General features: G+C 62.0%; 13 protein-coding genes. 11 read left to right on the forward strand and 2 right to left on the reverse strand.

The window, feature by feature from the left end; translation table 11 throughout:
* The first annotated feature begins 348 nt into the window (after positions 1–348).
* The 5 genes from R2J76_RS11730 (at position 349) to R2J76_RS11750 (ending at position 6,529) form a co-directional block, all read left to right on the forward strand.
* Positions 349–1,647 (forward strand): tyrosine-type recombinase/integrase, encoded by a 1,299-nt coding sequence (locus R2J76_RS11730; RefSeq protein WP_316411778.1) that lies wholly within the window; start codon positions 349–351, stop codon positions 1,645–1,647.
* 107 nt (positions 1,648–1,754) lie between these two features.
* A complete protein-coding gene (locus R2J76_RS11735; RefSeq protein WP_316411779.1) occupies positions 1,755–1,991 on the forward strand; it encodes a hypothetical protein in 237 nt (78 codons plus the stop codon).
* Positions 1,992–2,118: 127 nt separating this feature from the next.
* Positions 2,119–3,309: an AAA family ATPase gene (locus R2J76_RS11740; protein ID WP_316411780.1), complete on the forward strand. Its 1,191-nt coding sequence runs from the start codon at positions 2,119–2,121 to the stop codon at positions 3,307–3,309.
* Between the two features lie 4 nt (positions 3,310–3,313).
* On the forward strand, positions 3,314–5,413 hold the full coding sequence (locus R2J76_RS11745; RefSeq protein ID WP_316411781.1) for an AAA family ATPase: 2,100 nt from the start codon (positions 3,314–3,316) through the stop codon (positions 5,411–5,413).
* 876 nt (positions 5,414–6,289) lie between these two features.
* Entirely contained in the window at positions 6,290–6,529 is a 240-nt protein-coding gene (locus R2J76_RS11750) for a hypothetical protein (protein ID WP_316411782.1), read from the forward strand.
* Positions 6,530–6,888: 359 nt separating this feature from the next.
* Here the strand turns inward: R2J76_RS11750 and R2J76_RS11755 are convergent, their stop codons facing one another.
* On the reverse strand, positions 6,889–7,845 hold the full coding sequence (locus R2J76_RS11755) for a hypothetical protein (RefSeq protein ID WP_316411783.1): 957 nt from the start codon (positions 7,843–7,845) through the stop codon (positions 6,889–6,891).
* Positions 7,846–7,885: 40 nt separating this feature from the next.
* On the opposite strand from R2J76_RS11755, the gene R2J76_RS11760 reads away from it, so the two are divergent.
* Entirely contained in the window at positions 7,886–8,854 is a 969-nt protein-coding gene (locus R2J76_RS11760) for a hypothetical protein (RefSeq protein ID WP_316411784.1), read from the forward strand.
* 318 nt (positions 8,855–9,172) lie between these two features.
* On the opposite strand, the gene R2J76_RS11765 is transcribed toward R2J76_RS11760, so the two are convergent.
* Positions 9,173–11,908 carry a DUF5666 domain-containing protein gene (locus tag R2J76_RS11765; RefSeq protein WP_316411785.1) on the reverse strand — a complete coding sequence of 912 codons (2,736 nt, stop codon included), beginning with the start codon at positions 11,906–11,908 and terminating at the stop codon, positions 9,173–9,175.
* Positions 11,909–12,875: 967 nt separating this feature from the next.
* Here R2J76_RS11765 and R2J76_RS11770 point away from each other — a divergent pair.
* From R2J76_RS11770 to R2J76_RS11790, 5 genes are read left to right on the forward strand one after another with little or no spacing between them, the layout of a single operon-like run.
* Positions 12,876–14,309 (forward strand): TolC family protein, encoded by a 1,434-nt coding sequence (locus R2J76_RS11770; RefSeq protein WP_316411786.1) that lies wholly within the window; start codon positions 12,876–12,878, stop codon positions 14,307–14,309.
* 13 nt (positions 14,310–14,322) lie between these two features.
* On the forward strand, positions 14,323–15,786 hold the full coding sequence (locus tag R2J76_RS11775) for an efflux RND transporter periplasmic adaptor subunit (protein WP_316411787.1): 1,464 nt from the start codon (positions 14,323–14,325) through the stop codon (positions 15,784–15,786).
* A gap of 10 nt (positions 15,787–15,796) precedes the next feature.
* Positions 15,797–19,141: an efflux RND transporter permease subunit gene (locus R2J76_RS11780; RefSeq protein WP_316411788.1), complete on the forward strand. Its 3,345-nt coding sequence runs from the start codon at positions 15,797–15,799 to the stop codon at positions 19,139–19,141.
* A gap of 18 nt (positions 19,142–19,159) precedes the next feature.
* Entirely contained in the window at positions 19,160–19,621 is a 462-nt protein-coding gene (locus tag R2J76_RS11785; protein WP_316411789.1) for a hypothetical protein, read from the forward strand.
* An 11-nt stretch (positions 19,622–19,632) separates the two neighbouring features.
* Complete coding sequence (locus R2J76_RS11790; protein ID WP_316411790.1) at positions 19,633–20,016, forward strand: hypothetical protein; 384 nt, start codon at positions 19,633–19,635, stop codon at positions 20,014–20,016.
* Positions 20,017–20,048: the final 32 nt, after the last annotated feature.

Consider the following 20,048-nt stretch of genomic DNA (forward strand, 5'->3'; position numbering starts at 1 on the left):
GCATAAATATCGACTCCATCCTCGCAATAGACTTCAGTTCCAGCAACCACGTGCTGTTGTTATCGTCAGTTCAAGCTGGGCTCAAACAGCTTAACACTCTGCCGTCACCAGCCCGAGTTGGCCCCATCCACAGTTGTGACCATCGGCAGTCAGGGTAAGGGTGGCGAGATTCGATCCCTTCTATCTTTGTTACCCCCTTGCTAGGGGGGTAATGATGGCTTTCTGCTTCATCTGACAGGTCAAATGCCAAGGCGAATTTAGCTATAATTATAGCAATTACTGGTCCGGTACTAGATATTTTCTAGGTTACTTAAATTGAGTGGTATAGTAGTAAACATGAGGCGCTCCATGGCTGACGTCGACTTGACCTCCCCCCAGACCAGGCTCTCCCTTGCCATCAGGAATGCCCCCTATTGGCTGCGCCTGGAAAGAGGGCTTCACCTCGGCTATCTCCGCGGCAAGCGGGGCGGATCCTGGCTCGTGAGGAGGCAGGACCAGTCCCTTGAGCAGCCCCGGCTCCAGGTGAGGATCGGCATCGCTGATGACTCCCATCCCAGCGACGGGCTCAAGATTCTCTCCTTTGCCCAAGCCAAGGATGTCGCGCTGGCGAAGTTCCCTGTTATGACCACCCGGGAGAAGGCCACCAGCATGTGGGTGACGCAGCATTCCATGGTCCGCCACGCGGTGACCAACTACCTCGGCTGGATGGAGGAGCACCGCGCCAGGTCGTGCGAAAGGTCCTCCCAGATGGCGCGCCAGTATATTCTCCATGAACCCATCGCCGAAATCCCGATCGTGTCCCTGACCAAGGACGCCATCATCCAGTGGCATCTGGACATTGCCAACCACCTCAAAGGCTCCCGCTCGAAGAAGGAACCATCCGTCAAGCGCCGGATTCCCCTGGATGCTACGGATGAAACGAAGCGGATCAAGGAGGCCAGGAAGTCGACCGCGAACCGGGTTCTGGGCTTCCTCAAAGCGGCATTGAATTATGAAAACAAGCTGACGGGAGGTCCCATTGCCAATCCCGCCATCTGGAGTGAAGTCCATTCTTTCAAGGATGCTGGCGTGGACGTGGCCCGTGCCCTTACCCTCGGAGAGCAGAAACGGTTGGTGGAGGCCTGCGACCCCAGCCTTGGACGCCTGGTGCAGGGAGCGCTTTTGACGGGCCTGCGCTTCTCGGAACTGGCAGGGCTCCGACGGCGCATGGTAATTGAAGGGATGAGCCGGCTTGGCCTCCCTCCCACCAAGGGGGATTCACGGAAGCGGGTCAAGCGTCACCTCATCGAGGAAGCAAAAATCTTCCTTGAGCAACAGATCAAGGACCTCGGGTCGGACGACTTCGTATTCAAGAAGGCCGATGGTGAGCCCTGGAAGAAGAACGATTACGTCCGCCCGCTCCAGGCTGCCCTGAAGGCAGCCAGCCTGGGTCACCTGCGGTTCCACGACCTCCGCCATTGCTTTGCGACGACGATGCTCCAAAACCGCATTGAGCCGCTTCTTGTCGCCAAGGCCCTTGGCCACGCGGACCTGAGGATGCTTAATGAGCACTATGAACATCTTATGGACGATTACATGGACGATGCCTACAAGCGCGGTTCGGCCTGGATCGGCTTGACGGGCCCCCGCCCCAGGCGCCGAAGGTAATCGAGGCGCACACAGCCGTCGCCAATGCGCGGGCGCAACGATGTTACATAAGTCTAAGATTTATCAGTGTTTTGGTGGTCATTGTAGCCTTCTTGCAGGAGGCGACCATGACCCACGATTCCACTTCGGTTGTCGGCGAATACACGCGGGAAAGCCTGATCGAGAACCTTGGGCTGGACGAGCTCAGCGTCGGGACCCTGATGGAGCTCGGGGCGATCTACGGGGAATACAGGAGCCTTGGGTTCTCCTTTCGGGAGATCGGTGACCACTTGGTGGAAGCCGGCGTCGACCGGGCCGTAATCGATGCCTTCCAGTGCCACCTCGACCACCAGGGGCGGAAGTAAAGATCCCGGCCGGAAACGCTTCTCGCGCGTGCCCGGGGCCGCCCTCCGCCATGGCAGATGGACTTAATTCTCTCGACTTGAGCGGCGGCCGGGAATGGCCATCCGCCACATTCTTCTGGAGGTCTGCATGCCCCCAATCACCGACAAACAAGCGGGAACTTGCTCCGCCCAAATCGCCGGGAAGAGCGCCGGAAGGCGCGACCCGAAGACGGAGGCCTGGCTTTCCTGTGCCGGTTTCATAGCCCGAGAGTGCAACCTTCGGTCTGTCTCCAGCGCCGTGCTGGCCGCGGCTCTGGATGCGGTGGGCCTCCTGGCCGACGCGGGCCTGGAAGCCCCTTCCCTTCCTCCCCACTGGTACCTTGCCTTCATGGAAGTGGGGTCGCGGTGGTCGGCCGGGCCGCGCACAGCCATGAAGGGCCTGGAGCCGGCCGAAAACCTACCTCCTGGCCTCTTCGACCTCATGGGCCGGGCCCACGCCCTTGGTTCGTGCGTCCTGGAGTTTCTGCGCGCCCAGGACCCTGTCTGGGTCCCGCTCTTTTGGCCCGAATCGGCCAAGGGAGAGGATCCCGATGCTCCCCGCAAGCGGCTCCAGCGGGCCGGGGAATTCGCCGCCAGGGTGGAACGCAAGCTCCTGGCGTCCTTGGTGGGTCAGACCGAGGCGGTGGACGCCCTGAAGAAGCTCGCCTTCCAGGTGGCCCTCAGGAAAGGGCCCTCCGGGCCGCCTCCACTGGCGCTTTTCCTGGGCCCTCCCGGGGTCGGGAAGTCCATGGCGGGGGAACTCTTTGGGCAGGCGCTGGCTGAGTGGCAAGGGGAGGAGGAGCCGTCCTTGATCAGGATTGATCTGACTCAGTACACGCAATGGAGCAGCGGCTCGGACCTCTGGGGAGGCTCGGGCCGGTATGGGTCCGTCCCTCCCAGGGTCCAGTCTCATCCCCGGTCCGTCCTCCTGGTAGAGGAACTGGAGAAAGCCCACGTCAAATGCCTTGAAAGTTTCCTCCCAATCCTGGGCACCGGAAAATTGGAAAGGGAAACCGGCAAGCCTGTAGATTTTTCCGGGACGGTATTCATCTTCACTTCGAACCTCGGTTCTGAACTCTGGGGCCGGCGGGAAGCTGCGGAAACGGGGCCCTTCTCGATGGACCTCAGCGATCTGATGGGGTTGCACGGCACCAGCGGCGAGCGTTCCGATTGGATGAAGGCAGCCATCCCCCGGGAGCTTTTGAGCCGCCTGGCGCAGGGGCACCTCGTCCTCTTCCACGCCCACGAAGGGCACCACCACCTGGATCTCATCGACCGCTTCGCAAGAAAGGAGGACTGAAACCATGCCCACCCATTTGTATTCGTTCGAAGGTTTCGAGGTCAGGATCGAGGATGAGGCGCTGTGGGGATTGGTCATGAGCCGGTCGCTGGGGCGCGATCTCCGGGCCTCCCGCAAGGGAGTGGAAAGCCTCATCCTGGACCTCCTTCTCCTGGGCCAGTCCCGCTACGGCCGCGAAATCGCCAATGGGACCGGGAGTCTCACCTTCACCCTCCGGGCGGGGGAAGATCTCAGGAACCAGTGCGCGCAGTGTGTGGAGGGCCTCGAGGTTCAGACCTTCCTCCTGACCCGGAACCAACGCCTGATCCCCTGGATCCAGGGCCTCCTGCCGGAGGAGGCCGGCACCCTTGAAGCAGGATCAGAGCCGCCGCATCCGAGGGCCTTTCCCAGGGGTGGCATCCTCCTAGTGGATGCGATGTCCGACGGGGCCGAACGGTCCCTCCAGCCGGTGCTGGGCCTGGACGGGCTGGTCCAGCGTCATCTGGTCGACCCGGAAACCTTCCGGACCTTGTCCCCGGAGGAACAGGAACGGGCGATCCCCATCCAGGCACCGGCCACCAAGTCACCCAGGTCCGGGCAACTTGCGGCCAGGAAAGGATTCGGAGTTGCGATCACTGCCGCGCTGTTCTCCCATGTCTTCCGGCGGGCCCGCGCCCGAAGCCTCAGATGGCGTGTCCACCTCGAGACGGACCTCGCCCCGGGGGCGAACCGGGTGGACGGTCTCCTTCATTTCGATAGCACCGAGAGGATCTTCCGGGCCCAGGACCTTCGCCTCGATGTGGGCTGGGGGGAGGTCCCCGCAGTGAGGTTCAAGGACATCCTGGGCCAGGATGAGCTCAAGGCTCGTTTCAAGGAACATCTGGCATGGCTCTCCGACCCCAAGGGGGCCCCGGGCCTGAAGGCATCGGTCCTCTGGGGCCCGCCGGGCACCGGCAAGTCGATGTTCTGTCAGGCGGTCTCTGGGGAGGCCGGATGCCCGAGCATCCTCGTCCCAGCATCCCAATTCCAGAGCATGTGGAGCGGAGAATCTGAGCGGATGGTCCGTGAGACGTTCGCTGCCCTGAGGGAGCAGGACGCCGCCGTCCTAGTCATCGACGAGCTGGACGCACTGGCCTGGCGGCGTGACCAGACCCATCCATGGATGGCCCAGGATCAGTCGTCCATCATGGGCGCCCTCATCGCTGCCATCGATGGGCTTCGCAAGGGCCCGGGAAGGGTCCTGGTCCTTTGCACGACCAACCAGCTCGACCGGATCGAGCCCGCCCTCCTAAGGAGCGGTCGCCTTGGCGAAACCATCCAAGTGGGTCTTCCTGGGATCGAAGAGCGCGGCGCCATCCTTGGCGGCCTTGTGGGTATGGACCTGGACGATCAAGCACTGTCCGAACTGGTTTCCCTGACCACTGGCCTGAGTCCTGCGGACCTGCTCCAGCTCGTGGAGACGGCCCGGAAACGCGCCGTCCCTCCCCAGAGGCTGTCCATGAATATCCTCCGGCAGGTGGTCTTCGAATCAAGGGCCGGAGAAAGGAAGCGGGGGCTCCATCTCTCGGATTCCGACAAGCGCAGGGTCGCCTTCCATGAAAGTGGCCACGCGCTTCTCGCCCACGATCTTCTCGGCCCGGAAAAGGTCGCGCACCTGTCCTTGATGCCCCAGGCCAAGGGCTCCTTGGGGGCCGCATACCTTGCCCGCTCTGAGGACGGGGAGATGTTCGACCGGCGGGTGGTGATGGGGCATCTTGCCATGTTCCTGGCTGGGAAAGCGGCCGAAACGCTCCTCGCACCGGACCTCGGAGCCTGCGGCGGAGTGGAGCAGGACCTCGCTGAGGCGACTAATCTGGCCCAGCGCGCCGTCACAGCCTGGGGCATGGACGACACCCTGCCCCCCTTGTCTTTCGGGGACCTCGCCCCAACCGTTCAGCACCACCTGAGCCACAGGGTTTCGGAGCGGATTCAGGCCTGGATCCAGGAAGCTGACGCCTGCGCCAGAGGACACCTGGAGCAGAACCGCGACCGGCTGGAGCGGCTTGTCGAAGGGCTTCTTCGGGCCGAGACCCTCCATCACCCAGACATCCTGGCCATCCTCGGCACCCCGAAAAATGACACCTGAACCTGCAGACGATGTCGGCCCGGCACCGGAGGATGGCTTGGGTCCTGCTAGGGAGAAACTGAAAAGTCCATCCGACGGACCTTCCAGGCTTTGAGCCAGTACGACGGATCTTGTGGTGGCGACCGTTATGGCCATTAGGGCTATTGGTGACCTGGGCCTGGACGATCAGGTTCGCTGGGCCGCGTATTCGGCTCTCCTTCCAGCCCTTCAGCAATGCCTGGGGAATGCTTTGCTGGCGCACGTCGAAGCCTGGATCGAGACCGCCATCGACCGGGGTACGGGCATCCTGGTCCCACACCGCGCCTCGTTTGATCTCCTCGTCGAGGAACTTTCGCGGGAGGAAGTCCTGCATCGTGCACACATCATAGCCAACCTTGGTAGGGCGGATTGAGTTCCACCGTTGCGGGAATGTCCTGGATTCATACGACCACTTTCAGTCATGAATCCGACCATCTCGGGGGTGGTGGGTAGACACGGAGATCCTTACATCTGCCCTTCCATCCGTGATATTGGGGTGATGGTGGCTCAACGCACGATGGCCGCCAGGACGAAATTCCCTCAACTCCGACCCCAAGATCAGGCCGTGTGCAAACAGTTCTTTCCGTCTACAGGCCGGTACGGTACCCCAACCCATCCTGAAACTGGTCTGCTTCGCCTTGAAGCGCGCCAAGGTGCGTGTACTCCGGGACCCGGCCACCGCAAGGCTCGCTGACGGCGGGACCCGGGAACCTTTATGCGCCGGCCATTCTGAGATATGAGCGTCAGAAGCCCTTATAGGCCAATATTCCAACCCCTCCCAACGGCCATCGAGCTAAAGCCCATTTGGACACATTCTGGGGACGGCCCGTACCGCGGCCATTTTATAGGGGGGACGAGATGCACAAGACCAGCAGGCTGGAGAAGGAGGCCATGCGCATGCAGGCCGGCAAGCGGCACCGGGGGCTCAAGGTCGAGCTCCGGGGTTCGGCCCTCGAAATCTGGGAGGCCCTCGAACAGAGCGCCGCCAAGAAAGGGATCGAGCCGGAGGGGTTGGTCACCCTCCTGATCCTCCACGGCCACATCCAGGTGGACAAGGCCCTCGCTTCCCTGCAGGACCCGGCCATGGATCTCCAGTAGCCATGTGGGTCAAGGTCAGCCACCACTCCAGCGATCCCCGGCAGGCGCCGGGGTCGCTGGATGCAGTTGACCGGTACATCGAGGGGCACCTTCGTTCGACCAAGGAAGCCGGCAAGGTCCTTCCGCTTTCGCCGGAATACCTTGGGGAGGACGGCCACGTGAAGATTGCTTTCTGCGACCCGGACCTTTGGTTCGCCGTCGGCCTGACCCGGGCGGAATTCCAGTCCGGGATCCTTCCGCGGGATCTGGTCGCCCACCTCCTGTGGGGGCGTGATCGCAGCGGGAGGCAACTCACCCTCAGGGCACCCCGGCTTCCGATGGCGCCCCACGAAATCCTGTGCACATTGCCCGCCGAGGCGTCAGAGGCGCTTGAAAGAGGGTGGGTTGATCCCAGGGCCGTCCACCTGCCCCTTCTTGCGGCGCTTCATGCGCAGGTTGAGCGCGCCGCCGTCAGGATCAGCCATGGTGGAAGAGACTTGCCATATCCGGAGCGGGTTCGCTTCGCCCCGGGTCGTGTGCTCATGATCGCGGTCGTTCACGGTTGGAATCGACTTCAGGAAGGCCACCACCATATCCATACCCTGACCTTCAGCCCGGCGCTTGGGGAAGACGGGATTTGGCGTGCCTTTTCTCCCCGCGGCCACATCGCCATCCTGCATTTCGGGGGAGGACGCCAAGAGCTTTCCCAGGTTCTCAAGGATGGTTTCTGCAAGCAGCACTGTCTCCTCGATTACATACCTGGTCGTGCCCGTGACCAGGTCGGCCACGCCTTCGGCGCGACGGTTCAAAATGAAAATGGGAAAGTCATCCAGGCTGGTGAATCTGCGCACAGGCGCGGCGCCTCCATCCGAGCACTTCGGGAGCTCTATCGCCAGGTCTTCAACCATCTGCCGCCGGAAGATGTCTTGGTGGATCTGCGGCGTGAACTTCCCCAACGTGTCCGCAACCTGGGCACGTTGGCTCAGGCGGTCTGGGCCGTGATCGCCTTGGCCAAGAGCATCATCCGGCACAAGGGGCAGCCTCTTCCTTCGGACATCAATATTTCCTGGAAATGGCTCGACCTTCAAGCTGCACGAGCCCAAGCCTGGCTCCAGCTCGTCTGGCCGTATCGCGCGGGTGAGCTGGCCGCTCAACATCTGGACCCCCTGAGGAAGGCGCTTCGGGCTCAGGTGAATGAATCTGTTCAAGCAGACCACTCCAGGCTGGGCCGGGACGAAGCAGTCCAAGTCGTAAACGACGTGATCGTTGGTTTGGTCATTCGAGGTGAAGGGTCGGACATGCCGGTTGCGGCCAAGTCCGTCCTTTTTGATCTGCAACGCATCAACCTGGTCCAATGGGCCAGTTCAGGAGGCACCCATGAGCTCACCGATCTCGGCCGGTCAGTCGCCCGAAAACTGCTGGGGAACCAGCCGACGCTTCCCCCGCGAGGAATGGTGGATGGTCCTCGCGGAAATATACGAGACGCGGCCGATCTGGCGCCAGGTTCCCTTTTCGGTGGTGGAAAATCAGGCGAACCCGAAGGACCTGGAATCCGAAGTCTCATCGGCGATGGATTCGCTGCTGAAGAAGTTGAAGGCCCAATTGGATTCGCCGGCGATCTTGCCCTATCTTGGCCCATTCATGAAAGCGACGAGCTTGCCGATATTGGGGGGGACGCCTTACGACCCTCCGGCGGACTGGTTGCCCCATATACTGGTGGAACATCTTTCGACCCACCTAGCCCCAGCCATGACTGCCCGGATCCTCGATGGCGTTCAAGCCAGCCTGGCGATCCAGCCGGAGAGGACTCCTCTGAATCTGAATCCGGTGGGGCAAAGGGGGGAACGGTACGCCGGGCAACAGCAGCCAACCCGACGTCTCCGGGCGGTTCCCCGGCATCGGAATCCGAGCGGTCTCCAGGAGAGCGAGTCGGCACAGACGGTCGTCGGACGAACGATTTGGGACCCTCAGCTGATGCCAATACTGGTTCCCAGGACGGACATCCCGTACCTGCTCCAGGGGCGGGAACACCTGGCCTTGCAGCGGGTGGATGTGAACCAGGAGCAGGAGGAGGTGATCCTGCATCCGGTGCCTTGGTGGCGCCTGGACGTCATCTGGGCCATGGTCCATCCCATCGCCACCCTACCACTCGCAGCCATGGCCTGGCCCCCCGATCCGGACGCCCTGGACGCGATCCGGCGCGACCTTCCGGCCGGGACCCCCAGCGCAACCGGCCTGGATATCCTGGCGGGCGCGCTGGAAGCCACCACGGACTTCGCCTGGTGGACCCTGGCCGACCTCCTGGACCCGACGGAGGAGCCGCCTGGGAAGAATGGGCCAGGCTGAACGATCACCGGCGCCACTTGGATGCTCCGGGGGCAGGACAGGGCCAACCCCTCATCGGGGATTTCCCCGTTCAAGGGCCCCCTGGCCCACCCAGCCAAGACTCCGGGCAAGGGCTACTGCCCCGCCCAGGCCGCAAGCGGTGATGCCCCAACCCCGTTGGAGAAGCAATGGCTCGCCCTTTCACCACCGTGACCCCATTACCCGAGGAGATTCCGTTTCGCCTATCCGTGATCCCATGGCCAAGGCCTTGGACCTTGCGAAGTTCTCCTTACCGGAGAGGCCCTGAAAGGGGTCCATGTCCGGTTGGGGTTGATCGTGTCAGGGCGCCGTGATCCAGGAGGCAACCAGCCTGTAGACTCCGGCGTCATGAAACAAGAGACCACGCACTTGGACGTCATCACCATTGGCGAAGGAGGCGGCGCCATGAAGCTGGGTTCCGGCCTGTCGGTAGACCTGGACCGTGGTCGCCCCAGTAAGGGTGGTGAAGGCCGACCCAGTGGGCAAGGTCAAAGTGAACACCGCCTGGGACCCGCTTGCCGTGTAATTGGAGACCAATCCGTGCATACCCTGCTGCACAAGGCGAACCTGACTGGCTCCCAGGGAACTCGAGCCCCCCATCATGCCGCCACCCATCATCCCGGAGGCGCTCGGTACTTCGATCCGCTGTCCCTTGGTCAGCGTCGCCGCGCTGAAGGTCGGTACGAAAGGCAGATTCGTGAGATCGACGCCGTCCGCATCGAAGCTGTACGGAGTGGCTGCGGGAATGGTCACCGACAGGGCAGCCGCGATAGAAGAGGTCATCATCCCGCCACCCTGGCCGCTGCCCATGGCCACCGTCACCTGGGTGGGCGGGTTCCCAGTGATGGTCGTCACCACCCCGCCTCCCATCATTCCGCCGGAACCGATGCCCATGGACTCCACCCTTTGCGCCAGATAGGTTCCATCCGCCTGGAGTGCCGCATCGACGTTCACCATCATGGCAGCGGCCATGGAACCCATGCCCGTGAAGCCCGTGCCTGCAAAGGTAGTGTTGGCATCCGTCTTGAACGTCGCCTGCTGCATCCCCATCATCGAGCCCATGGAGAACTGCGACCCTGAAACCGCGGAAATGACACCGGTCCGGCGCTGCATCGTGCCCAGCCAGGGATTCGTCCCGGTCCCAGAGGCCGTGCCCGTGGTCGCGGTCATTACCGGCGTGAGGGTGACGTTGCCGGACCCATCGATGGCCACGGAGGCCCCCATGTCCATGTCGAAGCTCAGAGCCATGGGCGAAGTTCCCACCGTCATGGCCGGGCTGAAGGGAACCGTAGCGGTGAAGGGACCGGCCAGAGTCTTCTGTTTGTAGGCCAGGGCCACAGGGTCCATGTAGCCCATGGACACTCCGGAAAACGTCACCATAGCCTGGGTGTAAGTTCCCTGCGTAAGGGCCACCGAGGAAACAGGTTGCACGTTGGCCATCAACTGCATCATTTCCATGGGGGAGGTGGAAGGTACGACATTCACCGTCCCACCGCCCGCCTGTGTGAGGGTGATGGCATTCACGTTCATGCCGAAGGCCATGATCCAGTCGGCCGGGGCATCCCCCATGTTCACCTGCACGGTGGTGGTGCTCGCCGCGGCGGGAGGTGTAACCAGATCGGCGGTGGAGGCGATCCAGGTCGAAACCAGTTTGTAGGTTCCGGCATCATCGAACAGCAGTCCACGGACCTGAACATTGTCGCCATTGGCCAAGGTGGTAAGTCCCCGGAGTTGAGTTCCGGCCTGCTGATAGACCTGGACGGTGTTGGCCCCCGTCAGGGTGGTAAAGGCCGAATCCGAGGACAGGGTCAGGGTGAAGGCGCCCTGGGAGCCGCTGGCGGCATAGGCGGAAACCAGCCCATGGAGGCCCTGCTGTTCAAGACGCACTTGGCTTGCGGTCAGGGAACCGGACCCTCCCATCATGCCCCCGCCCATCATCCCCGCAGTGCTCACCACTTCCACCCGCTGGCCTTTTGCAAGGCTCGCGGCACCGAAAGCCGGCGTGAAGGGGAGGTTCGCCAGGTCCACGCCATCGGCATCGTAACTGTAGGGAGTCGCGGCGGGAAGGGTCACCGTCAGGGTTCCGGCGATTCCGGACGGCATCATGCCACCGCCCTGCCCTGAGTTGGCCGCCAGACTGATCTGGGTCGGCGGATTGCCGGTGATGGCCGTCACCAGGCCGCCGCCCATCATGCCGGAGGCTCCAGCACCCATGGCTTCGACCCGCTGGGCCAGAATGGATCCGTCAGCCTGCAGGGCGGCATCCACGTTGACCATCATCCCTGTCGCCATGGAACCCATGGCCGCCAGACCTGAGCCCGTGAATTGAGTGCTGGCGTTCGTAGTGAAAGTCACCTGCTGCATGCCCATCATGGCGCCCATGGTGAACTGGGGCCCGGAAACGGAGGAGACCACCCCTACCCTGTGCTGCATCGTGCCCAGCCAAGGATTGGTGCCCGTCCCCGACACCGGCGCCATGGAAGCCGTCATGACCGGCGCAAGGGTGACGTTGCCCGAACCGTCGATCGCGACGGAAGACCCCATGTCCATGTCAAGACTCAAGGCCAGGGGTGTGGTACCAACGGTCATCACGGGGTTGAAGGGCACGGTGGCCGCATAGGGACCGGCCATGGTCTTCTGCTTGTAAGTATGGGACACGGGATCAAGGTAGCCCATGGTGACAGCCGAGAAGGAAACCGTGGCCTGGGTATAGGTCCCGCGGGTCACCGCGAGGGAGGAGACGGGCTGGACGTTGGCCATCAACTGCATCATTTCCATGGGTGAAGCCACGGGAACCGTCTCGACCGTGCTGCCGTCGGAACCGGTCAGCTTGATCGAATTGACGGTCATGCCGAAGGCCATGATCCAGTCCGCCGGCGAATCTCCTAGGTTGACCTGGACCGAGGTTGTAGTAGCCACGGGCGGCTGGGGCATGGGAGCCGGTGATGAAGAGCCGCCGCCGCAGCCAAGCATGACCAGTCCTGCAAGGGACATCACCCCAAGGCCCATCGGATGCCACTGGATCCTGAACGCCATGTTTGCTCCTTTGTCTGTCGATCGGGATACGCAGGGACGTTCCGGATTCCCCGGTCCGAAATTACAGCAAGGATAGGTCTGAAGCTTGGATGACGCCAAACAAATACAATTTTTATTATTAATATGACTATATGGTAATTTAGTATTTGTACTGGGAAACTGAAAATAATACCGTGCCAAGGTTCCCGAAAGAGGGCGCCAGATGTCAGCCTGGTTTCTGTTGGACCACATCCGTTCGCCCACAGATGGACAGCCCCGGACGGGCGATCCAGTCTCCCGGTTCAACCTTGGCGCTCCGGCCCATGCGGGGGTCCCATCTTCCGACGGGGTTTCCTGCCGTTGCGTCCGTGCAAACCCCGGCCTGCCGAATTGCCAGGAATACCGCCCAACATTAGAGTTTCGTTAGAACAGGTTGAAACAACTTGTGATGGCATCTGGCAGGCATAGGATGGGGAATAGGTGATTTCCATGCGTTCCATCCTCCGCTACATCGCGCTCGCTGTCCTGGCCCTGGTCGGTCCAGTGGACGGCGTCCAGGCGACAATGGCGCCTTCGACCCTGGCCTGCCGGTGCGGTTGTGCAGTGTCAACGGATGAACCCTGCAGATGCCATGCTCCAGCCCGCCCCCAGCCTGCCGGGAAGGTGGATTCCCCCTGCCATCCCGGGTCCGCGACGTGCAGTCCATCCTCGAATGTGGTCCGGAAAACGGCATCTGGCATCAATGCCGAACCGGACTCGCCTCCGGTCAAACAGGCTGAGGCTCACCCTTGGCCCAACGATACGCTGAAGAAGGTCCAGGCCAGCCGTTCCGTGGCGGGCACGCTCCGGCGATGGGCTGGCCAGCAGAATCCGCCTCCCAACCTTGATCGATTGGCGCAACTAAAACGTTGGCTGATTTAAGACGAAGGGAATGCCTGCCGATAGGCAGGTGGTTATGTTTTCCCATCTTGAATTCATGGAGACCGCTATGCGCCAATTCGTGCGCTTGGCGTTGGGCATCATCCCGGTTGTCGGGTGGGCCCAACTTCAAGCCCAATCCCCCATTCCCCCATCTGCTCCGTACCAGCAATCCAGTTCGATTGACGATCCCCTTCTCAGGCGCTTGATCCAGGAGGCGCTCGACCGAAACCCGAGCCTGGCCCAGGCAAAGGCCCTGGTCGAGGCGGAAAAGGAACGGATCCCCCAGGCCAAGGTCCTGCCGGATCCCAGCCTGACCCTGGGGCTGCAGAACGACGGGTTCAAGGGGATCCAAGTCGGCAAGATGGAGACCAGCTATTACCAGGTGATGGTCACCCAGCCCCTGCCCTGGCCCGGTAAACGCGCCCTGAGGGGTGACATCGCCACCCTTGGGGCGGAAGCAGCGCGATCGACAACCGACCGCACTCGCCTCACCCTCATCGCGGATCTCAAGCGCGCCTACTACGGCCTCCTCCTGGTTCGCGGACAATTGGATTTGCTGGACCAGCAGGCCATGTTCTGGCAGAAAGCCAGCGACATAACCCGTGTCCGGTACGAGGTCGGGCAAGGATCCCAGGCCGACCTGCTTCGCGCCCAGTTGGAACAGAACCGCATCCGCCAGGCGCGGTTGGCCCTGAATTCTCAGGAGGGGGTTCTCCTGGCGACTCTTAACCGCTTGCGCGGCGCCGGCGCCGCGGAATCGGTCCCAACCACGGCTCGGATCGCGGACCTCGCTCCCCAGGCACCTGCCGTTTCCGATTGGCTCCAGCGAGCCGAAAAGGAAAGCCCGGAACTCCAGGCAGCCAGGATTGGGGCGCGGCAGGCTGAACGGAGTCTGGATCTTGCCAAGCGCGATCGATATCCCGATTTTGCGGTCAGCGCGGGCCTGATGCCCCGCGGGGGCCTGGACCCCATGTGGCAGGTGGGCGTATCGATCTCACTGCCCATCTGGTCCCGGCAGAAGCAGCAACGGGCGGTTCACGAGCAGGAATACCGTCGCACCGCACAAGGTTCGGAAGCCGAGAATGTCCGAAACCTCCTCGGTCAGCGGATCCAGGAGCGGGCCACGCAGTTCCAGGCCGCCCAGGAAACCCTGAAGCTGTACAAAGAAGGTCTCCTGGTCCAGAGCGAGTCCAGTTTCCAGGCGAACCTAGCCCAGTACGAAGCCGGCCGCGCCCCCTTTCTGAGTGTGCTGGAGGCCCTCAACGGATGGATCGCGGACCGCGGGGGCTACCTTCAGGCGGTCGCCCAGGTCCTTTCCCTTCAGATTGCCCAGGAGGAGTTCAACCTCACTGGAACCCCCACCATTTCGGCCCAGAGCCTGAATTCGGCCGCCATGGGCATGGGCGGCAGCCCCTCCGGGGCAAGCACGGCCTCTTCCCTGAAATCCGGTGCTACCCCCGCCTCCGGTGGCGATGCGGGTTCCGGCATGAAATCGATGTAACCAGGAGCTGAACATGATTGACGAACCCGTTGAGACCCGCACTGAGCGTCCTTCCCGTTTTCGGACCATAAGCCTGATCGCCCTGGGGGTGGTTGTTGGCGTAGGCGCCACCCAGCTCATCCCCACACATCGCCATGGGGACGAGCATCCGCAGAGCGCAACTGCCCCTGCATCGGCCAGCAAGCAGATGTACCAGTGCCCCATGCACCCCCAGATCATCATGGATCATGAAGGGAACTGCCCCATCTGCGGCATGACCCTGGTGGCGATGGAGAACGCCAAGCCCAAGGAGAAGGGCAAGATCGTCTTCTACCGCTCGCCCATGAATCCCAGCCTCACGTCCCAGGTTCCCATGAAGGACGAGATGGGCATGGAATACGTTCCGGTCTTCGAAGGAGACCTCCAAGGTGAAGGGAAAGGGACCGACACCCATGCGGCCGTGACCATCGACCATGAACGCCAACAGCTCATCGGGCTCACGACCACGAAAGTGGTTGAAGGCCCGGTCAGCGGAGAATTGCGGGCCGTCGGCCGCGTGGTCGTGGACGAAACCCGGGTCCGTAAAGTGAACGTGAAAGTTGATGGGTTCGTCGAAAAGCTGTACGTGGATTTCCTCGGGAAGCCGGTGACCAAGGGGACTCCCTTGTTCAGCCTCTACAGCCCCGAATTCGTCAGTGCCCAGCGGGAGTTCCTCCTGGCCCTAAAGACCCAGAAGGCCCTGGCTGGAGGCACCATGCAGACCAGCGGCGGCGATCTGCTGGAAGCCGCGCGCCGCCGGCTGTCCCTTTGGGACGTGCCCAAGGAGGCCATCGAGCACCTGGAAAGCACAGGCGAGGTTCTTCGGGCCTTGACGCTCAGGAGCCCGATCTCTGGCGTCGTCACGGCCAAGAATGTCGTGGAAGGCGCCCGGATCACCCCCGCGGACATCCCCTTCGAGATCACCGACCTCAGCAGCGTGTGGGTCCAGGTGGACATTTATGAAGCGGAGATCGCCCGCGCGAAGGTCGGCATGGCTTCGGACCTGACGATTTCGACCTACCCCGGCAAGGTCTTCAAAGGGCGGGTCGCCTTCGTCGACCCCCTCATGGACCCCAAGACCCGGACCGCGCGGGTCCGCCTCGAAGTTCCGAACCCCAAGGGTGAGCTCAAACCGGAAATGTTCGGCGAAGTGGTGCTCCGGGGCCAGGGGCACAAGGGCATTCTCGTCCCCCTGGATGCGGTTCTGGATGCTGGAACTTCCAAAGTGGTCTTCATTGCTCTGGGCGACGGGAAGTTCGAACCCCAGGAAGTCACCGTGGGCGCAGGTGCAGGTGAGAAAGTCGAAGTCCTTTCCGGCCTGAAGCCTGGAGATGAAGTTGTGACCCGTGCCAACTTCCTGGTCGATTCCGAATCCCGCTTGAAGGCGGCCCTGGCCCACATGAGCCAGAAGGGCTCCTCCCAGCCAGCCGCTGCCCAAACGGGCGGCCACCAGCACTGAGGAGCCTCCCATGAGCGGAAACACGGCCTACGACCCCGAACATCCAACATTCCTTCAACGCATCATCCGTTTTTCAGCGGAGAACCGCTGGCTGGTGATGGCCGCCACCGCGGTGATGCTCGTCATGTCCTTCTGGACCATGCGCAACATCCCGATGGATGCCCTGCCTGACCTCAGCGACACCCAGGTGATCGTCTACAGCAAGTGGGACCGAAGTCCCGACATCGTCGAGGACCAAGTCACCTACCCCATCGTCACGGCGCTCCTGGGTGCCCCCAAGGTAAAGGCTGTGAGGGCGCTGTCGGATTTCGGCTTCTCCTACGTCTACATCGTCTTCGAGGACGGGACGGACATCTACTGGGCAAGGTCCAGGACACTGGAGTACCTCAGCAAGATCACTTCGAGCCTGCCGACCGGCGTCGTGCCAACCATCGGCCCGGACGCCACGTCCGTGGGATGGGTCTACCAGTACGCTCTGGTGGACCATAGCGGCAAACACAGCAGTGATGAATTGCGCTCCCTGCAGGACTGGTTCCTTCGATACGGCATTCAGAGCACACCAGGCGTGGCGGAAGTGGCCACGGTTGGCGGACAGGCGCGGCAGTTCCAGGTGCAGGTGAACCCCAACAAGATGGCGGCCTACAAGATCCCCATCGAGTCCGTCATCGGCGCCGTGAAGTCGGCCAACTCGGAAGTCGGAGGGCGCCTGGTCGAGTACTCCGGCCGGGAATACATGGTTCGAGGTAGGGGCTATGTGAAGACGACCAAAGACCTGGAAGACGCAGTCCTGAAGGCGGAGAATGGCACCCCCATCCGGCTTGGGGAGGTTGCCACCGTGTCCCTCGGCCCAGAAATGCGGCGGGGACTGGCGGACCTGGACGGCCATGGTGACGCAGTCGGTGGAATCGTCGTCATGCGTCAGGGCGAGAACGCCCTGAATGTCATCGAACGCGTGAAAGCCAAGATTGCCGAGCTCAAGCAGGGATTGCCGGAAGGCGTGGAGGTCGTCACCACCTACGACCGGTCCGAATTGATCCACAAAGCCATCGAGACCGTGAAGCACAAGCTCATCGAGGAGATGATCGTCGTCTCGATCATCATCCTGGTTTTCCTGTGGCACATCCCCTCGGCCATCGTTCCCATCATCACCATCCCGGTCAGCGTGGCCTTGGCCTTCATCCCGATGTTCGGCATCGGCCAGAATGCCAATCTCATGAGCCTCGCCGGCATCGCAATCTCCATCGGCGTCCTGGTGGACGGGGCCATCGTGGAGGTGGAAAACGCCTACAAGAAGATCGAACGGTGGATCGAAGCTGGAAAACCAGGTGACTTCCATACGGTCCGGTTGGAAGCCCTGATGGAAGTCGGCCCGTCGGTATTCTTCTCCCTGCTCGTGGTGGCGGTGAGCTTCCTGCCCATCTTCACCCTGCTGGACCAGGAAGGCCGGCTCTTCAAACCCTTGGCCTTCTCCAAGAACTTCGCCATGGGCATAGCAGCACTTCTTGCCCTGACCCTCGACCCGGCCATGCGCATGCTTTTCGCCCGGGTGGAGCCATTCATGTTCAAGCCGAAATGGCTTGCCTGGACCCTCACCCAGGTGGCGGTCGGCAAATATTACGCCGAGGAGAAGCATCCCATCAGCGTATTCCTCCACCGCATCTACGAACGGCCTTGCCGCTTCGTGGTGAAGCACGCCAAGGCGACCATCGGGGTTGCCGTGCTGTTGGTCCTGGGCACGATTCCGGCGTTCCTCCATCTTGGCAGTGAGTTCATGCCTCCCCTGAACGAGGGAACCCTACTCTACATGCCTTCCACGCTGCCGGGTCTCAGCCAGACCGAAGCCCAGCGCATCCTCCAGGTGCAGGACCGGATGATCCGGACCGTGCCTGAGGTGGACACCGTCTTCGGCAAGGCAGGACGGGCGGATACGGCCACCGATCCGGCGCCCTTCTCCATGATGGAGACCGTGATCAACCTGAAGCCTGAGGATCAGTGGAGAGAAAAACCCCGGTGGTACAGCAACTGGGCTCCCAATTTCCTGAAGGCCGTACTCCGTCCGATCTGGAGGGACAAGATCTCCCAGGAGGAGATCGTGGCCGAACTTGACCGGGTGGTGAAGTTGCCCGCCATCCCCAACGCTTGGACCATGCCCATCAAGGCCCGCCTCGACATGCTCTCCACAGGCATCCGGACACCGGTGGGGCTCAAGATCAACGGCGCGGACCTGGAGAGCATCCAGAAGATCGCCGTGGACGCCGAGCGCATCCTTCAGGGGGTCCCGGGCACCCGCAGCGCCTTCGCGGAACGCACGGCCCAGGGTTACTTCTTGGACTTCGTCCTGAAGCGTGACCAACTGGCCCGCTATGGCCTGAGTGTCGAGCAGGCCAACATGCTGATCATGACCGCCATTGGCGGCGACAATCAGAGCACCGTCTACGACGGTCGCGCCCGCTACCCCGTGAACGTCCGGTATGCCCGGGATTATCGCGAGAACCCCGACGCCCTGAAGCGCGTCCTCATTCCAGCTCCCAATGGGGCCCTCATCCCCATGGAGGAGATCGCGGACCTGAAATGGGCCAATGGCCCAGCCATGATCCGGGACGAGAACGGGCAAATGAATGGCTATGTGCTGGTTGACTTCGACACCGCCAAGGTGGACGTCGGCACCTATGTCCACAATGCCAAGGCAGCCATTGAAAAGGAACTCAAACTCCCCGCTGGCTATAGCCTGACCTGGTCAGGACAGTACGAGAACATGATCCGCGTGAAGGAACGGCTGAAGCTCATCCTGCCCATCACGCTCGTCCTGATCTTCGGCCTTCTTTACGCCAACACCAAGAGTGCCTTCAAGGCCTCCATCGTAATGCTGGCCGTGCCCTTCAGCGCCATCGGCGCCTTCTGGTTCCTCTACTTCCTCGGCTACAACATGAGCATTGCGGTATGGGTGGGTCTCATCGCTCTGATGGGCCTGGACGCGGAGACCGGCGTCTTCATGCTCCTCTTCTTGGACCTGAGCCATGAGGAGGCCCGCAAGGAAGGCCGGCTCAAGACCACGACCGACCTGGTCGAAGCCATCATCCACGGCGCTGTGAAGCGGGTACGGCCCAAGGCGATGACGGTGTTTGCGGCCTTCATGGGCCTTCTCCCCATCATGTGGAGCACCGGCACCGGGGCGGACGTCATGAAGCGAATAGCAGCGCCCATGGTGGGTGGTCTCGCAACCAGCTTCATCCTTGAACTGCTCGTCTACCCCTCCATTTATTACCTATGGAAGCGAAAGGAAGTGGTTGAAGGCCCCCTAACGGAGGTTTTCATTGCCCATGACCCCATGGCGGAATTCAAAACCCAGCACTAGCACTCTTCTGGAGACCTGATGAAACGCATCCTTCTCGCAACGCTGATCTTCCCCATCGCCATCGTGGCGGCCCCGGGGGGAACCATGGCCGATCCGAGCCACCTTGCCGAAACATGGGTAAGGGAAGCCGTAAAATTGGGCAAGGCCAGGGGGATCGAAGGGCTGGTGGCCGAAGTCCAGAACCCCGCTGGAAAATTTTGGCCAGCCATGCCTGAGATGGATCCCGAGCTCACCATTTATTCCTCTTCCTACATCGTCCTGGCTGTGAACCGCCCGAGCAAGCATGTGGGAATGGACCACGCCAAAATGCCCGATGCGGAGGGCAGTCCTGTCCTCAAAAAAATGCGTGCCTTCGCTGAGAAGTCCGGCCACGGGTGGTACGAATACGTTGGCACTGACGCCTTGGGTCACCCGAAAGCCTACAAAGCCTACCTCGCCATCCAGGGCGGCAACCTAATTGCTGCCGTCCTCCACAAATGAAGGAGCAATAAATGTCTCTTCGATCTTTCATCCTATTCTGCGCCATGGCCCTCTATGCCGCGGTTCCATCCTTCGCCCAATGCTCCGGGCACAGCGGCCACGGTGACCATTCAGGGCACCAGGGACACGCTGGGCACCAGGACAGTGCCCCGAGGGTAACCGCCACCAACACCCTGTGCCCGGTGATGGGCCAGCCTGTAAAGGCTGGCCGTGACAAGGAGGTGGTGGTTGGCGGCAACACCTACCTGGTCTGCTGCGACGGTTGCGGGCCTGAAATGGCCGAGCACAAGGACAAATACCTCGACAAGGATGGAAAGCCCTTGAATGCCCCCAAGACGGACGAGGGTAACGCCGCGCCCGCTCCCTCCGCTGGCCACGAAGGGCACCAGCACTGATCCATCGTACCTGATGATTAGACAAACCCACC

It is taken from the genome of Mesoterricola silvestris (assembly GCF_030295405.1).
Classification (GTDB): domain Bacteria; phylum Acidobacteriota; class Holophagae; order Holophagales; family Holophagaceae; genus Mesoterricola; species Mesoterricola silvestris.

Bases quoted from the DNA above. Each gene is read 5' to 3' on its own strand.
- R2J76_RS11735 (WP_316411779.1), top strand. From the start codon at position 1,755: ATGACCCACGATTCCACTTCGGTTGTCGGCGAATACACGCGGGAAAGC.
- R2J76_RS11790 (WP_316411790.1), top strand. From the start codon at position 19,633: ATGTCTCTTCGATCTTTCATCCTATTCTGCGCCATGGCCCTCTATGCC.
- R2J76_RS11740 (WP_316411780.1), top strand. From the start codon at position 2,119: ATGCCCCCAATCACCGACAAACAAGCGGGAACTTGCTCCGCCCAAATC.
- R2J76_RS11785 (WP_316411789.1), top strand. From the start codon at position 19,160: ATGAAACGCATCCTTCTCGCAACGCTGATCTTCCCCATCGCCATCGTG.
- R2J76_RS11765 (WP_316411785.1), bottom strand. From the start codon at position 11,908: ATGGCGTTCAGGATCCAGTGGCATCCGATGGGCCTTGGGGTGATGTCC.
- R2J76_RS11750 (WP_316411782.1), top strand. From the start codon at position 6,290: ATGCACAAGACCAGCAGGCTGGAGAAGGAGGCCATGCGCATGCAGGCC.
- R2J76_RS11730 (WP_316411778.1), top strand. From the start codon at position 349: ATGGCTGACGTCGACTTGACCTCCCCCCAGACCAGGCTCTCCCTTGCC.
- R2J76_RS11780 (WP_316411788.1), top strand. From the start codon at position 15,797: ATGAGCGGAAACACGGCCTACGACCCCGAACATCCAACATTCCTTCAA.
- R2J76_RS11745 (WP_316411781.1), top strand. From the start codon at position 3,314: ATGCCCACCCATTTGTATTCGTTCGAAGGTTTCGAGGTCAGGATCGAG.
- R2J76_RS11775 (WP_316411787.1), top strand. From the start codon at position 14,323: ATGATTGACGAACCCGTTGAGACCCGCACTGAGCGTCCTTCCCGTTTT.
- R2J76_RS11760 (WP_316411784.1), top strand. From the start codon at position 7,886: ATGAGCTCACCGATCTCGGCCGGTCAGTCGCCCGAAAACTGCTGGGGA.
- R2J76_RS11770 (WP_316411786.1), top strand. From the start codon at position 12,876: ATGCGCCAATTCGTGCGCTTGGCGTTGGGCATCATCCCGGTTGTCGGG.